Here is a 14,326-nt window from a genome sequence, read left to right on the forward strand (position 1 = left end):
GATGTCGGCTGCTTCCACCCGGCCACTCTACGGGTGCCCGGCCTCCGTCTCGCCTCCGCGAGACGCCGCTCCGGAACGCGACACGCCGACGGACGTGTACTCACGGGGCATCTCGCGGAGGCGAGACGGAGGCCGGGCACCCGTAGAGTGGCCGGGTGGAAGCAGCCGACATCGCCGACGACATCACCGAGGTCCTCTACACCGAGGCCGAGATCCACGAGCGGATCCGCGACCTGGCCCGGGCCATCGAGCGCGACTACGCGGGCGAGAACCTGCTCATCGTCGGGGTGCTGCGCGGCGCCGTGATGGTGATGGCCGATCTGGCCCGCGAGCTCAAGCTCGACATCGTCATGGACTGGATGGCCGTCTCGTCCTACGGGAGCGGCACCAAGTCCTCCGGCGTGGTGCGGATCCTCAAGGACCTCGACTCCGACATCACGAACCGCAAGGTGCTGATCGTCGAGGACATCATCGACTCCGGCCTCACGCTCTCGTGGCTGCAGGGCAACCTCCGCAGCCGCGGCGCCGAGTCGGTCGAGATCTGCGCGCTGTTCCGCAAGCCGGAGGCCGCGAAGGTCGAGGTCGACGTGGCCTATGTGGGCTTCGACATCCCGAACGAGTTCGTGATCGGCTACGGGCTCGACTACGCCGAGCGCTACCGCAATCTCCGCGATGTCGCCGTCCTCGCCCCGCACGTCTACGAGTAGCGCCGCCGACACCGCGCAGGAGAGCCTCGAGCGGCTCTTCGCGGTGCCGCTGCTGGGCTACCACATGAGCTACCCGACCTCGCTGCGGGCGGATCTCGAGTTCAACTACTGGTGGCTCGCTCACGCGATCGACGCGGCCGTCGACGCCTTCGAGCGCACGGGCGACGGGGTGCACCTGGAGCGTGCCCGGCGGATCCACCGCGCGATCCGCGTCCGCAACGGCGGGCGCCTGGTCAACGGCTACTTCGACGACATGATGTGGCTCGGCGGCGCGCTCGCCCGCCTCGGGGAGGCCTCGGGCGACCCGCGGTTCCTCGACCGGGCCGACCGCCTCTGGCGCTTCGCCGTCGCGAAGGGCTGGAACCTCCGCCACGGGGCGAGCCTCGCCTGGCGTCGTCGGCAGCTGGACTACAAGAACGCGCCCGCCAACGGCCCGTTCGCGATCCTCGGCGCGCGCCTGGAGCGGCTGCGGCCCGACGGCCGGGAGGAGCTCTCGCGCGCCGCCCTCGACTGGATGCACGTGCGCCTCCGCGACGACGACACCGGCTTCGTCGCCGACGGCATCGGCCGCGAGGGCGGCTCCGCCCGCGACGACTGGGCCTTCAGCTACAACCACGCCGTCTACATCGGGGCGGCGCTCGCCCTGCACCGCCTGCGGCCCGACCCCCGCCTGGTGGCCCACGCCTCTCGCACGGCCGAGGACCTGCTCGACCGGCTCGCCCCCGACGGCGTCTTCGTCGACCAGGGGTCGGGGGACGGCGCCCTGTTCGGCGGCATCGCCTACCGGCACCTCGTCGACCTCGCCACGACGAGCGGAGTCGCGCCCGCAGTGGCCGCCCGCGTCCGCGGCTTCGTCGCCGGCAGCGTCGCCGCGCTGCAGAGCTCGAGCGTGCGCGGCGGGGTGCTGCTGGCAGGGCCCCGCTGGGACGCGCCCCCGTCGCTCCCCGCCACGCTCTCGGCCGAGATCGGCGCCGTGCTCGCCCTGGAGGCGTCGGCGCGACTGGACCGGTCGCCGGTGCCGTCAGACTGACGGGGTGAAGGCACCCGAGAAGCGCACCGTCGCCGTCGTGATCAACCCGAGCAAGTTCGACGACGTCGGCGCCGCGGAGGACCTGGTCGCGACGATCGCGCGCCGCCACGGCTGGAAGGAACCGCTCTGGTTCGAGACCAGCCCGGGCGACTCCGGTGTCGCCGCGGCCCGCGCCGCGCTCGAGGCGGGCCCGGACCTGGTCTGCTCGATGGGCGGCGACGGCACCGTCCGGGCCGTCGCCACGGTGCTGCGCGGGACCGGCGTCCCCTACGGCCTCCTGCCCAGCGGCACCGGCAACCTCCTCGCGCGGAACCTCGGGATCCCGCTCGGCTCCCTGCCCGAAGCGGTCGAGATCGCCCTGCTCGGGCAGGACCGCGCCATCGACGTGGGCACGGCCGCGTTCGACGACGGCGAGGAGCGGGTGTTCATGGTGATGGGCGGGGTGGGCCTGGACGCCGAGATCATGGACAAGACGGACGAGGAGCTGAAGAAGCGGGTGGGCTGGGGCGCCTACTTCGCGGCGGGGGCGCCGGCGATGTTCAAGGCCGGCTTCGAGGTGACCCTCACGATCGACGGCGCGGAGGAGCCTCCGCAGCGCTGCTTCATGGTGCTGGCCTGCAACTGCAGCTCCGTGGTGGCGAACATCGAGCTGGCCGCCGGAGCCGTGCTCGACGACGGCGACCTGGAGCTGGTGCTGCTGCGGCGGCGCTTCGGCCTCGCGCTGGACGTCGCGACCGGCAACCGCAACGGGCTCGCGTCACTCCGGCAGTGGCCCGGCCGCGAGTTCTCGTTCGAGCTCGACCAGCCGGTGCTCGCCGAGCTGGACGGCGATCCGGTCGGCCGCACCCGCTCCGGGCGCTTCGGCGTGGATCCGGGCGCCCTGCTCGTGCGCCTGCCGGTGCCCACGCCGCGGAGCCCGGGACTGACTCCGCACGACTCCGTGATCGTCGACACGTCCGCCATCGCGACGCTGCTCCCGGAGCCGCCCTCCTCCTGACGCTTGCGCGCTCTTCTTTACGGTTGTAAATTATCTGACAGACGTAAAGAAGGTGCTCCTCGCGCCGGGAAGAAGGACCCCGTGACCGATCCGCGGCTCACCCGCTCGCGCGAGCTCCTGCTCACCGCGATCACGACGGCCCTCGACCGCCCGGGCGACGACCAGCCCTCCATCACCGAGCTCTGCGGCGCCGCCGGGGTCAGCCGGCCCACGTTCTACCAGCACTTCGGCGACGTCCCGTCCCTGATCGAGGCCGCCGCAGTGGAGCGGATGCACGCGCTGTTCGGCGACGTCGCTCCCGGCACCGCCCCCGCCGACTGGGAGGGCGCGGTCCCCCGCATCGTCCGCGGCCTCCTCGAGGGCCTGCTCGTGCACGCCGACTTCTACCGCCGCGTGCTGAGCGGAGGCACGGCCCGCGCCGTTCAGGAGTCGGTCGTCGCGTTCCTCGCGCAGCGGCTCCTCGCCTTCTCCCCCCTCGCCGAGCGCGGATCGGGCGGCGGCGACCACGCCCGCGTCGAGCGCTTCGCCGTCCTCCTCGCCGCCGGGACCACCTGGCTGGTCGTCGGCTGGCTCCTCGACGGCGACGCCCGCCGCCCCGTGGCCTCGGCCTCCGCCGACATCGCCGAGCTCCTCGTCACCGGAGTCGCCTCGCCGCGGCTCGCCGCCCTGCACTCCACGAAGTAGAAGGACCATGACCACCTCCCCGCTCCGCCGCGCCCTGCGCGCCGTGAACCCGCGCCTCGTCGTCGTCTTCGCCGCGATCGCGCTCATCCCGCTGATCTACGCAGGACTGCTGACCTCGGCCAACCTCGATCCCACGCACCACCTCGACACGGTGCCCGCCGCGATCGTCAACGAGGACACCGGCGCGACCGCCTCGGACGGCTCCGCGCTCGCCCTCGGCGACGACCTGACCGAGCAGCTCACCACCGACACGTCCGGCTCGGACTTCGCCTGGACGGCGACCGGTGCCGACGAGGCGTCCCGCGAGCTCGCCTCGGGCGACGTCCTCGCCGTCCTGACGGTGCCGGCCGGCTTCTCGGCCGACGTCGCCTCCGTCGGCGGCGACGATCCCGCCGCGGCCGTGCAGGCGAAGCTGTCGATCGAGACGAACGACGCGGCCAACCTGATCGTCGGCAACATCGCCTCCACCATCGGCACCACCGTGACGAAGACCCTCGAGGAGAAGGTCGGCGCGACCTACCTCGAGAACGTCTACCTCGGCTTCACCGACGTGCACTCGAGCCTCGAGCAGGCGGCCGACGGCGCCGCTCAGCTGGCGGACGGCGCAGGAACCGCCGCGTCCGGCTCGTCCGAGCTGGTCGTCGGGCTCACGCAGCTGCAGGACGGCACCGCGCAGCTGGCGACCGGCGCCGACTCCCTCCGCTCGGGCGCGGGGAGCGCGGCCTCCGGAGCGTCCGACCTCTCGTCGGGACTCCAGCGGATCGCGAGCGGGACCGGGCAGCTGCCCGACCAGGCGGCGGCGCTCGACACCGGAGCCCGCACGGTCGCCGACGGCGCGCAGCAGCTCGACGGCGGAGCGGCGTCGCTCGCCTCGGGGGCGACCGACCTCGCCGCGGGGACGTCGACTCTGAAGGACGGCGCGGCTTCGGGGGCGTCCGGCGCCGAGGCGCTGGCCACCGGGTCCGCCTCGGTCTCGGACGGAGCGGGGAAGGCCCTCGCAGGAGCCCAGCAGCTCGCGACCGGCGCAGGGACGCTCGCGGCCGCCACTCCGGGACTCGCCTCCGGAGCGACCGGAGTCGACTCCGGCCTCGCCTCCCTGCTCTCGCGGTACGACTCCCTCTCGGACGCTCAGCGCCTGGCCGAGCTGACCGCCCTCGAGAAGGGTGCGGCCGCTCTCGCGGGCGGAGCCGCCTCGGCGGACGCGGGCGCGCAGACGCTCGCCTCCGGTGCGACCGCGCTCGTCGGCGACGACGGCAGTGGACTGACGGCGCTCGCCTCCGGTGCCGCCACGGTCTCGGGTGGAGCCGCCGACCTCGCGACCGGCACCGCCGCCCTGGCCGCCGGGGCGTCCACCGCCGCCGACGGCGCTCAGAAGCTCCAGACCGGTGCGCAGGCGCTCGCCCAGGGAGCGGCGACCCTCGACGGCGGAGCCTCGCAGCTCGCCGGCGGAGTGGACACCCTCTCCGGCGCGGTCGGCCCGCTCACCAGCGGCATCGCCTCCGCGGCCGCCGGCGCCTCCGACCTCGCCTCCGGAACGGCCGCCCTCGCGACAGGCGCCTCGGACCTCGCGGACGGCGCCGAGACCGCCGCGACCGGCTCGGCCGACGCGGCCACCGGTTCACAGGACCTCGCCGACGGGATCGACTCGCTCGCCTCCGGATCGCGCACCCTCGACACGAAGCTCTCGGACGGCGCGGACGACGTGCCCTCCTACACCGGCGAGCAGGCGCAGGAGCTCAGCACCGTCGCGGCGGCTCCCGTCGGGATCGACGCCGAGCGGATGAACCGTGTGCCGTCCTACGGCTACGGCCTCGCCCCCTACTTCATGGCGCTCGCGCTCTGGGTCGGCGCGCTGGCCTTCTACCTGATGAGCGCCCCGCTCAGCTCCCGCCTCCTCGCTGCGCGTCGGCCCGCCTGGGTCATCGCGCTGCGCAGCTACCTGCCCGGCGCGCTGATGGCGGTCGCCCAGGGCGTGCTGGCCGCGCTCGTCATCCGCTTCGGGGTGGGCGTCGAGGCGTCGAACCTGCCCGGGCTGATCGGGATCGCCGTGCTCACGAGCCTCACCTTCGTGGCGATCAACCAGGCGCTGATCGCGCTGCTGGACGCCCCGGGCCGGTTCCTGGCGCTGCTGATGATCGTGCTGCAGCTGTCCTCGGCCGGAGGCACCTACCCGGTCGAGACCGCGCCCGCCTTCTTCCAGGCGATCCACGGCGTGCTGCCGCTGACCTGGACGGTGGAGGCGTTCCGCTCGCTGATCGCCGGCGGCAGCATCGGAGTCGCGCACGCGGTCCTGGTGCTCGTGCTCTGGCTGGTCGGGGCGCTCGCCGTGACCGTGCTGGCCGCCGCCCGGCGCCGCCGCGGCCTCGAGCCCGCCCTCCGCGACCCGGAGCCCCTCCTCGAGTCGGCCTGACCCGGGCCGGGGCGGGCCTGGTCGGTCGTTCCGTCCGCGTCTGCTGCCCCTCCGCCTCGCGAGACCACAGAAGTCGTCGCACTCGCCCTCGAGTGCGACAACTCCTGCGCTCTCGCGGCGCGTCCGCCCTCGCTTCCTCCGCCCCGCCTCGAAACCGCAGTAGTCGTCGCTTTCGAGCTCGAGTGCGACAACTCCTGCGCTCTCGCTGAGCATCCGGCCCGCGACGCACGCCTCCACCCGCCAGGCAGAGGACGCGGACCGGGAAACGCGTGCGAGCGTTTCCCGGCAGTCCGACGCGACCCGCTCTGCGGAACGCACCCCGTCGCGAAGCCGACTGCGCGCGGAGATGCGGCCCGCCGCATCCCCGCCGGACGGCACCGACGCGTGCCAGCGTTTCCCGGCAGTCCGACGTACCCCGCTCTGCGCAACGCACCCCGTCGCGAAGCCGACTGGGCGCGCGGCTCCGGCCCGCGACGCACGCCTCCACCCGCAAGGCAGAGGACGCGGACCGGGAAACGCGTGCCAGCGTTTCCCGGCAGTCCGACGCGACCCGCTCTGCGGAACGCACCCCGTCGCGAAGCCGACCGCGCGCGGGGATGCGGCCCGCCGCATCCCCGCCGGACAGCACAGCCCGCGGCCGTTCGGCCCACGGCGAACGCGTGGGTGGCGCTCAGAGTGCGGGAGGTAGCCTGGCAGGCACAATCTCCTCGTCAGAAAGGCGCCGGGTGTCGCACCCGCAACAAGCATGAACGTGAAGCGCATCTTCCGGGGTCCCATCCTCTACGTCGTCCTGGCGATCGTCGCGGTGTGGATCGGCTCCTCGCTGATCACCATGTCCGGCTTCCGGCCGGTCACGACGCAGGAGGGACTCGACCTCCTGAAGGACGGCAAGGTCGACTCGGCGAAGATCGTGGACGGCGAGCAGCGCGTCGACCTCACGCTCAAGCAGGCCGACGGCGACAACGGCACGCAGGTGCAGTTCTACTACGTGGCCCCTCGCGGCGCGGAGGTCGTCGACGCGGTGTCCGCGGCCGATCTCGGCAGCACCGGCTACAACGACGAGGTCCCGCAGACCAACTGGTTCCTCTCGGCTCTCGGCTTCCTGCTCCCCATCCTGCTGATCGGCGCGTTCTTCTGGCTGATGCTCTCGGGCATGCAGGGCGGCGGCAACCGCGTCATGCAGTTCGGCAAGTCGAAGGCGAAGCTCGTCTCGAAGGAGTCGCCCAAGGTCACGTTCGGCGACGTCGCCGGCGCCGACGAGGCGATCGAGGAGCTGCACGAGATCAAGGAGTTCCTCAAGGAGCCCGCGAAGTTCCAGGCCGTCGGCGCGCGCATCCCGAAGGGCGTCCTGCTCTACGGCCCTCCCGGCACCGGCAAGACCCTGCTGGCGCGCGCGGTCGCGGGCGAGGCGGGCGTCCCCTTTTACTCCATCTCCGGATCGGACTTCGTCGAGATGTTCGTCGGCGTCGGCGCGAGCCGTGTCCGCGACCTGTTCCAGCAGGCCAAGGAGAACTCGCCGGCCATCATCTTCGTCGACGAGATCGACGCCGTCGGCCGCCACCGCGGCGCCGGCATGGGCGGCGGTCACGACGAGCGCGAGCAGACCCTCAACCAGCTGCTGGTCGAGATGGACGGCTTCGACGTCAAGACCAACGTCATCCTGATCGCGGCGACGAACCGCCCCGACATCCTCGACCCTGCGCTGCTGCGCCCGGGCCGCTTCGACCGCCAGATCGGCGTCGACGCCCCCGACCTGCTCGGCCGCAAGCGGATCCTCGAGGTCCACGGCCGCGGCAAGCCGCTCGCCGGCGGAGTCGACCTCGAGGTCGTCGCCCGCAAGACCCCGGGCTTCACCGGCGCCGACCTGGCGAACGTCCTCAACGAGGCCGCGCTGCTGACCGCCCGCTCCAACGCGCAGCTGATCGACAACCGCGCGCTCGACGAGGCCATCGACCGCGTCATCGCGGGACCGCAGCGCCGTACGCGGGTCATGCGCGACAAGGAGAAGCTGATCACCGCCTACCACGAGGGCGGACACGCTCTGGCGGCGGCGGCGATGCGCCACACCGACCCCGTGACCAAGGTCACGATCCTGCCGCGCGGCCGCGCCCTCGGCTACACGATGGTGCTCCCGCTGGAGGACAAGTACTCCACCACCCGCAACGAGCTCCTCGACCAGCTCGCGTACGCCATGGGCGGCCGCGTCGCGGAGGAGATCGTCTTCCACGACCCCACCACCGGAGCGTCGAACGACATCGAGAAGGCGACCTCCATCGCCCGCAAGATGGTCACCGACTACGGCATGTCCGCGAACGTCGGAGCGGTCAAGCTCGGCCAGTCGTCGGGCGAGATGTTCCTCGGCCGCGACATGGGCCACCAGCGCGACTACTCCGAGCAGATCGCCGAGACGGTCGACGCCGAGACGCGCCAGCTGATCGAGCAGGCGCACGACGAGGCGTGGCAGGTCATCAACGACAACCGCGACATCCTCGACCGCCTCGCGATGGAGCTGCTCGAGAAGGAGACGCTCGACCACGACCAGCTGGCCGAGATCTTCAAGGACGTCCGCCGCATCGACGAGCGCCCGCAGTGGCTCTCGAGCGACAAGCGCCCCCTGTCCGACCTGCCGCCCATCGCGGTCCCGGTCGCCAAGGCGCCGATCGACTCGGGCGCGACCGACGGAGGCGTCTCCTCCGCCGGTGCGGACGAGGTCGCTCCGAAGCGTCCGCCGCTGATCAACCCGCGCCCCGCGACGGCGTAGCGCGCGCGTGCCCGTCGACAAGGCGCGCATCGAGGCCGCCGTCGCCGAGATCCTCGCGGCCATCGGGGACGACCCGGGCCGCGAGGGACTCCTCGACACGCCGCGGCGGTTCGCCGAGGCGTACGAGGAGTTCTTCGGCGGGTTCGACGACGATGCCGCGGCCCAGCTGACCGAGACGTTCGCGGTGGTCGAGGGCGGCCAGGAGTCGCCGCTCGACCAGACGGTGATCGTGCGCGACCTCGCCTTCCGCTCCGTCTGCGAGCACCACCTGCTGCCGTTCCTCGGTGTCGCGCACATCGCCTACCGGCCGCGCGAGCGGGTCGTCGGCCTCGGCCGCCTTCCGCGCGTGGTCGAGACGGTCGCGTCGCGCCCGCAGATCCAGGAGCGGATGACCGAGCAGATCGCGGACGCGCTCGAGCAGGGCCTCGCTCCCGAGGGAGTGCTCGTCGTGGTCGACGCCGAGCACGGCTGCGTGCGGATGCGCGGGCCGCGCCAGACCGCGAGCTCGACCGTGACGGTCGCCGCCCGCGGGTCCCTCGCCGACCCGGCCGCTCGCGCCGAGATCATCGCGCTGATCGGCGCCGCTCGGGGGGAGTGACGTGGCCACCACCGTCGCCGATCTCACGCCGACCGGCCGCGCCGCGCTCCTCGGGATCCTCAACGTCACTCCGGACTCGTTCAGCGACGGCGGACGCTGGCTGTCCGTCGACGACGCCGTCCGCCACGGTCTCGACCTGACCCGGCCCGCCGGGGACGGACCCGCCGCGTTCGGCGCGGACCTGGTCGACGTCGGCGGCGAGAGCACCCGCCCCGGTGCCGCGCGCGTCGACTCCGCCGCCGAGCAGGGCCGCGTGCTGCCCGTCGTCCGCGCCCTCGTCGCGGAGGGGGTGCGCGTCAGCATCGACACGATGAGCGCCGCCACGGCCGAGGCCGCTCTGGACGCGGGCGCCGTGGTCGTCAACGACGTTTCCGGCGGCCTCGCCGATCCGCGGATGCTCCCGCTCGTCGCCGAGCGCGGCGCGGTCTACATCGCGATGCACTGGCGCGGGCACAGCGCGGGCATGACCGCTCTCGCCTCCTACGGCGACGTCGTGGCGGACGTCCGCGGCGAGCTCGAGCGCCGCGTCGACGCCGCGCGCGAGGCCGGGATCCGGGACGACCGCCTCCTGCTCGACCCGGGCCTCGGCTTCGCGAAGGTCGGCGCGCACGACTGGGCGCTGCTGGCCGGGCTCGACGCGATCGTCTCGCTGGGTTTCCCGGTCCTCGTCGGCCACTCGCGCAAGCGGTTCCTCGCTCCGTTCGCCCCCGCCGGCGCCCCGGCGGCCGAGCGGGACGAGGTCTCCGCCATGCTGAGCCTCGTCGCCGCCGAGCACGGCGCCTGGGGCGTCCGGGTCCACGACGTCCGCTCGTCCGCCCGCGCCCTGGCCCTCGCCGCCCGACTCCAGGAGGAGACCCCGTGACCGCGATCGACCCCGCAGCCCTCGCCGTGCGCGACTCCATCACCCTCACCGGGCTGCGCGTGCGCGCGCACCACGGCGTCTTCGACTTCGAGCGCGAGAACGGCCAGGACTTCGTGATCGACGCGACGGTCTGGCTCGACACCGCCCCGGCGGCCGCGGGCGACGCGCTGGCCGAGACGGTGCACTACGGCGAGCTCGCGATCGCTCTGGCCGACGCGGTGACCCGCGACCCGGTCGACCTCCTCGAGACCCTGGCCGAGCGCCTCGCCCGGGTGGCCCTGAGCTTCGCGGCCGCCGACGTCGTCCGCATCACCGTCCACAAGCCGGACGCGCCGATCCCGCTGCCGTTCGAGGACGTCGCCGTGCAGATCACGAGGACCCGCTCGTGAGGCCGCGGCAGGAGCGCGTCCGCCCGGTGCGCCACGTCGTCCTCGCGCTCGGCAGCAACCTCGGCGACCGCCTCGCGCATCTGGAGGAGGCGCTGCGGGCCCTCGCGACGACGCCGGGCCTGCGCATCGAGGCCGTGTCCAAGGTCGTCGAGTCGCCCGCGTGGAAGCCCGGGGGCGTCGACGAGGACGCGCCCGGGTACCTCAACGCGGTCGTGACCGGCTCGACCGTCCTCGAGCCCGACGACCTGCTCGCGGCGACGGCGGCGATCGAATCGGCCGGCGGCCGGATCCGCGGCGAGGGCGAGGAGCGCTGGGGCGACCGGACGCTCGACATCGATGTGATCGCGGTCGGCGGAGTGCTCCGCGACGACGCTCACCTGACCCTCCCGCACCCGCGGGCGGCCGAGCGGGCGTTCGTGCTCGAGCCGTGGCTCGACGTCGAGCCGGCAGCGGTCCTGCCCGGAGCCGGACCCGTGGCCGCGCTGCGCGCGCGGGCGACCGACCGCGTGACCGACCACCCGGCCGGGCTGACCTGGCCGGGACGCGGCTCCGCCCGCGGCAGCACCGCCGACCCCGAGAGCAGGACCCCGTGAGGCGCACCCGCACCAGCACCCTGCTCGGACTCGGCCTCGCCGGGGCCGTCGCGGGGTTCCTCCTCGACCTCGCCATCGCCGCCGCCGGCCGCCCCGTGCTCATCCCGCCGCTGACCGTGCCGCTCACCCTGATCGTGGTCGCCGCCCTCGTGCTCGGCTTCGCGATCCCGATCCACCGCGCGACCAAGGGGACGTTGCGCCGGCGGATCGATCCCTTCCGGGCGATGCGCGTCGTGGTGCTGGCGAAGGCGTCCAGCCACGTCGGGGCGCTGCTGCTCGGAGCCTCCGGCGGCATCCTGGTGTACCTGCTGAGCCGTGCGATCCCTTCGCTAGGCTCCGTGTGGCAGGACGTCGCGACCATCGTGGGAGCGCTCGTCCTGCTGGTGGCCGGCCTGGTCGCCGAGCACCTGTGCACCATCCCGCCGAGCGACGACGACGACAGCGCCGTCGGCGAGGTGAACCACGCCTGACGCCGACGCCCGGACCGCCGCGGGCAGTGAGGACGACGCCATGCCCGCCGAGCCCGAGGACGTGTCGCCGACGACCCGCCGCGACGCGAGGGGGCGCCGGCGGGACCGCCTCGACATCACGGGGGAGTGGCGCCGCGTCTCGCCCCGGTACGTCGCGGTCGAGATCGTGTCGGCCGTCGTGTCGAGCGTGCTGCTGCTCGCCGTGCCCGTGGTGCTGATGCTGATCGGTCTGCCGTGGGGCTGGATCCCGACGGCCGCCGCGGCCGCCCTCGCGGTGACCCTCCTGATCGTCGCCCCGCGCCGCGCGCGCGCCTACGGCTACCTCCTGCGCCAGGACGACCTCCTCTTCCGCCGCGGCATCATGTTCCAGCGCTTCGTGTCGGTGCCGTACGGGCGGATGCAGCTCATCGACGTCAACCGCGGGCCGCTCGCCCGGGCGCTCGGCCTCGCCGACCTCCGCTTCGTCACCGCCGCCGCGGCGACCGGCGTCAGCATTCCGGGCCTGGCCGAGCAGGACGCGGAGGAGCTCCGCGACCGCCTGGTCGAGCTCGCCGAGTCGCGCCGGGCCGGCCTGTGACCGAGCTCCGCGCCGTCGAGACGGACCTCGCCGACGGGGAGTGGCACCGCCTCCACCCCGCGACCCCCGTCCTCAAGGGCGGGATCGGACTGCTGGTCGTCCTCGGCATCGTGATCACGAACCTCCGCGAGCGCCTGGTCGAACTGTTCCTGCCCGGGCCCGAGGGCTTCGAGAGCGGCGATCCGGTCGACGAGCTGCTGCGCCGGGGCCTCGTCGGCTGGGCCCTGCTGGCGGTGGCGGTGGGCCTGGCGGTCGCGGTCTTCGCGTTCTGGCTGTCCTGGCGGATGCACACCTTCCGCATCACGGACGAGGTCGTCGAGGTGCGCTCCGGCGTGCTCTTCCGGACCAACCGGCGGGCGCGGCTGGACCGCATCCAGGGCATCGCGGTGCAGCGTCCGCTGTTCGCCCGGCTGTTCGGGGCGGCGAAGCTCGAGGTGAGCGTGGCCGGGCAGGACGCGAACGTGCAGCTCTCGTACCTCGGCTCGCGGCTGGTGGACGCGCTGCGCCGCGACATCCTGCGGCTCGCCTCGGGGGTGCGCGAGCGGGAGGCGACGACCGACGGTGCGGCTCCGGCGGCCGGGTTCCTGGCGCGGCGGCTGGAGGAGTTCGGCGAGCCTCAGGACGGGACGCCGCCCGAGTCGGTCGTCTCGATCCCGCCGGGCCGGCTCCTCGGCTCGCTCGTCTTCAGCGGCTTCACGCTGTTCCTGGCGGCCTCGGCCGTCGCCGTGGTGTTCGTCGCCGTCTACGGCTCGCCCTACGTGCTCTTCGCGATCCTCCCGGGCCTGATCGGCTCGGGCAGCTACTACGTCCGCCAGTTCGTGCGCTCGCTCCGGTACTCGATCGCGGCGACGCCCGACGGCGTGCGGGTCGGCTACGGCGTGCTCTCGACCAGCAGCGACACGATCCCGCCCGGCCGGATCCACGCCGTCGAGATCACCCAGCCGCTGCTCTGGCGCCCCTTCGGCTGGTGGCAGGTGCGGATCGACCGCGCCGGCCACGCGGCCTCCCGCGGGGCGAACGGCGAGCCGAACACCACGATCCTGCCCGTCGGCGACCTCGCCGCGGTCGAGCGCGTGCTCGCGCTCCTGCTGCCCGGGCCGGCCGAGGGAGCGGAGTCGACCCCCGTCGGCGACGCGCTCCGGCACCGCGCCGCGGCCGGCTTCACCCGGGCGCCGCGCTCGGCGGTGTGGCTCCGCCCCTTCTCGTTCCGGCGGACCGGGTACCGGCTGACGGACGAGGTCGCGATCCTGCGCAGCGGAGCGGTCTGGCGGCGGGTCGCCGTGGTGCCCCTGGCGCGGATGCAGAGCGTCGGGGTCCAGCAGGGGCCGCTCCAGCGCCTGCTCGGGCTGGCCTCGGCGCGCGTGCACACGGTGGCCGGCCCCGTCACTCCGCTCGTGCCGGTGATGAGCGCTGCCGACGGACTCGCCTTCTTCGAGAGCCTCGCGACGGCCGGAGTGCGGGCCGCCGACCGCGACGCGAGCCACCAGTGGGGGCGGCGCGCGGCCGCACCCGCCCTGCCCGACTGGCCCGCTCCGGAGGGGGAACCGCATGCCTGAGAACCGCCGCGACGGACGCCTGGGCGTCGGCGTGATCGGTGCCGGACGCGTGGGCCCGGTGCTCGGTGCCGCGCTCGCCGGTGCCGGCCACGCCGTGATCGGAGTCGCCACCACCAGCGAGAGCGGCCGCGAGCGCGCCGACGCGCTGCTCCCGGGCGTTCCGGTGCTCGCGATCCCCGAGCTCGTCGAGCGCAGCGAGCTGGTGATCGTCGCCGTCCCCGGGAGCGAGATCGCCGCGCTGGTCGCGGGGCTCGCCGCGACCGGAGCATGGCAGCCCGGCCAGCTGGTGCTGCACACGGCACCCGAGCACGGCTACGGGGTGCTCGCTCCGGCGCTCGCCTCCGGGGTCATCCCCCTCGCCGTCCACCCGGCGATGGCGTTCAGCGGCACCAGCCTCGACCTGGCGCGCCTCGCCGAGACCTACTTCGCCGTCTCGGCGCCGGGCCCGGTGCTGCCGATCGCTCAGGCGCTGGTGGTCGAGATGGGCGGGGAGCCGGTGACCGTGGCGGAGTCGGACCGCGCCGCCTACGCGGAGGCCGTCTCGACCGCCACGACCTTCTCGACCGCGATCGTCGACCAGGCGGCGGGCCTGCTGGTGGGCATCGGCGTCGAGAAGCCGGGCTTCTTCCTCTCGAGCCTCGTCCGCTCCTCCGTCGACGACGCCCTGCGGCGCGCGGCGGGCTGACGGGGCG

14 protein-coding genes are annotated in these 14,326 nt (G+C 73.9%); all 14 read left to right on the forward strand.

Annotated elements, in window-relative coordinates:
- The first annotated feature begins 155 nt into the window (after positions 1–155).
- The 14 genes from hpt (at position 156) to C5D08_RS12210 (ending at position 14,319) form a co-directional block, all read left to right on the forward strand.
- Positions 156–707, forward strand: a complete 552-nt coding sequence (gene hpt, locus C5D08_RS12145) for a hypoxanthine phosphoribosyltransferase (RefSeq protein ID WP_104277249.1) — start codon at positions 156–158, stop codon at positions 705–707.
- Positions 673–1,737: a glycoside hydrolase family 76 protein gene (locus C5D08_RS12150; protein WP_104277250.1), complete on the forward strand. Its 1,065-nt coding sequence runs from the start codon at positions 673–675 to the stop codon at positions 1,735–1,737. The genes hpt and C5D08_RS12150 overlap by 35 nt, the downstream gene beginning before the upstream one ends.
- A gap of 4 nt (positions 1,738–1,741) precedes the next feature.
- Complete coding sequence (locus C5D08_RS12155) at positions 1,742–2,734, forward strand: diacylglycerol kinase family protein (RefSeq protein ID WP_104277251.1); 993 nt, start codon at positions 1,742–1,744, stop codon at positions 2,732–2,734.
- A gap of 81 nt (positions 2,735–2,815) precedes the next feature.
- Positions 2,816–3,418 (forward strand): TetR/AcrR family transcriptional regulator, encoded by a 603-nt coding sequence (locus tag C5D08_RS12160; protein WP_104226013.1) that lies wholly within the window; start codon positions 2,816–2,818, stop codon positions 3,416–3,418.
- Positions 3,419–3,425: 7 nt separating this feature from the next.
- A complete protein-coding gene (locus C5D08_RS12165) occupies positions 3,426–5,828 on the forward strand; it encodes a YhgE/Pip domain-containing protein (RefSeq protein ID WP_104277252.1) in 2,403 nt (800 codons plus the stop codon).
- Between the two features lie 745 nt (positions 5,829–6,573).
- Positions 6,574–8,589: an ATP-dependent zinc metalloprotease FtsH gene (ftsH, locus tag C5D08_RS12170; protein WP_104277253.1), complete on the forward strand. Its 2,016-nt coding sequence runs from the start codon at positions 6,574–6,576 to the stop codon at positions 8,587–8,589.
- 7 nt (positions 8,590–8,596) lie between these two features.
- Positions 8,597–9,187 (forward strand): GTP cyclohydrolase I FolE, encoded by a 591-nt coding sequence (gene folE / locus C5D08_RS12175; RefSeq protein ID WP_104224103.1) that lies wholly within the window; start codon positions 8,597–8,599, stop codon positions 9,185–9,187.
- 1 nt (position 9,188) lies between these two features.
- Complete coding sequence (gene folP, locus C5D08_RS12180) at positions 9,189–10,049, forward strand: dihydropteroate synthase (protein ID WP_104277254.1); 861 nt, start codon at positions 9,189–9,191, stop codon at positions 10,047–10,049.
- Positions 10,046–10,438 carry a dihydroneopterin aldolase gene (gene folB / locus C5D08_RS12185; protein WP_258067398.1) on the forward strand — a complete coding sequence of 131 codons (393 nt, stop codon included), beginning with the start codon at positions 10,046–10,048 and terminating at the stop codon, positions 10,436–10,438. Before folP ends, folB begins: the two co-directional genes overlap by 4 nt.
- Positions 10,435–11,031, forward strand: a complete 597-nt coding sequence (gene folK, locus C5D08_RS12190; RefSeq protein ID WP_104277255.1) for a 2-amino-4-hydroxy-6-hydroxymethyldihydropteridine diphosphokinase — start codon at positions 10,435–10,437, stop codon at positions 11,029–11,031. Before folB ends, folK begins: the two co-directional genes overlap by 4 nt.
- Positions 11,028–11,501 (forward strand): DUF3180 domain-containing protein, encoded by a 474-nt coding sequence (locus tag C5D08_RS12195; RefSeq protein WP_104277256.1) that lies wholly within the window; start codon positions 11,028–11,030, stop codon positions 11,499–11,501. The genes folK and C5D08_RS12195 overlap by 4 nt, the downstream gene beginning before the upstream one ends.
- A gap of 40 nt (positions 11,502–11,541) precedes the next feature.
- A complete protein-coding gene (locus tag C5D08_RS12200; RefSeq protein ID WP_104277257.1) occupies positions 11,542–12,078 on the forward strand; it encodes a PH domain-containing protein in 537 nt (178 codons plus the stop codon).
- The gene (locus C5D08_RS12205; RefSeq protein ID WP_104277258.1) at positions 12,075–13,634 is read left to right on the forward strand and encodes a PH domain-containing protein; all 1,560 of its coding nucleotides are present in this window, start codon (positions 12,075–12,077) and stop codon (positions 13,632–13,634) included. The genes C5D08_RS12200 and C5D08_RS12205 overlap by 4 nt, the downstream gene beginning before the upstream one ends.
- Entirely contained in the window at positions 13,627–14,319 is a 693-nt protein-coding gene (locus C5D08_RS12210; RefSeq protein ID WP_104277259.1) for a Rossmann-like and DUF2520 domain-containing protein, read from the forward strand. Before C5D08_RS12205 ends, C5D08_RS12210 begins: the two co-directional genes overlap by 8 nt.
- The last annotated feature ends 7 nt before the right edge of the window (positions 14,320–14,326 follow it).

The organism is Rathayibacter sp. AY1B6 (genome assembly GCF_002932755.1).
GTDB lineage: Bacteria > Actinomycetota > Actinomycetes > Actinomycetales > Microbacteriaceae > Rathayibacter.

Bases quoted from the DNA above. Each gene is read 5' to 3' on its own strand.
- C5D08_RS12150 (WP_104277250.1), top strand. From the start codon at position 673: ATGTCGCCGTCCTCGCCCCGCACGTCTACGAGTAGCGCCGCCGACACC.
- C5D08_RS12165 (WP_104277252.1), top strand. From the start codon at position 3,426: ATGACCACCTCCCCGCTCCGCCGCGCCCTGCGCGCCGTGAACCCGCGC.
- ftsH (WP_104277253.1), top strand. From the start codon at position 6,574: ATGAACGTGAAGCGCATCTTCCGGGGTCCCATCCTCTACGTCGTCCTG.
- C5D08_RS12200 (WP_104277257.1), top strand. From the start codon at position 11,542: ATGCCCGCCGAGCCCGAGGACGTGTCGCCGACGACCCGCCGCGACGCG.
- C5D08_RS12210 (WP_104277259.1), top strand. From the start codon at position 13,627: ATGCCTGAGAACCGCCGCGACGGACGCCTGGGCGTCGGCGTGATCGGT.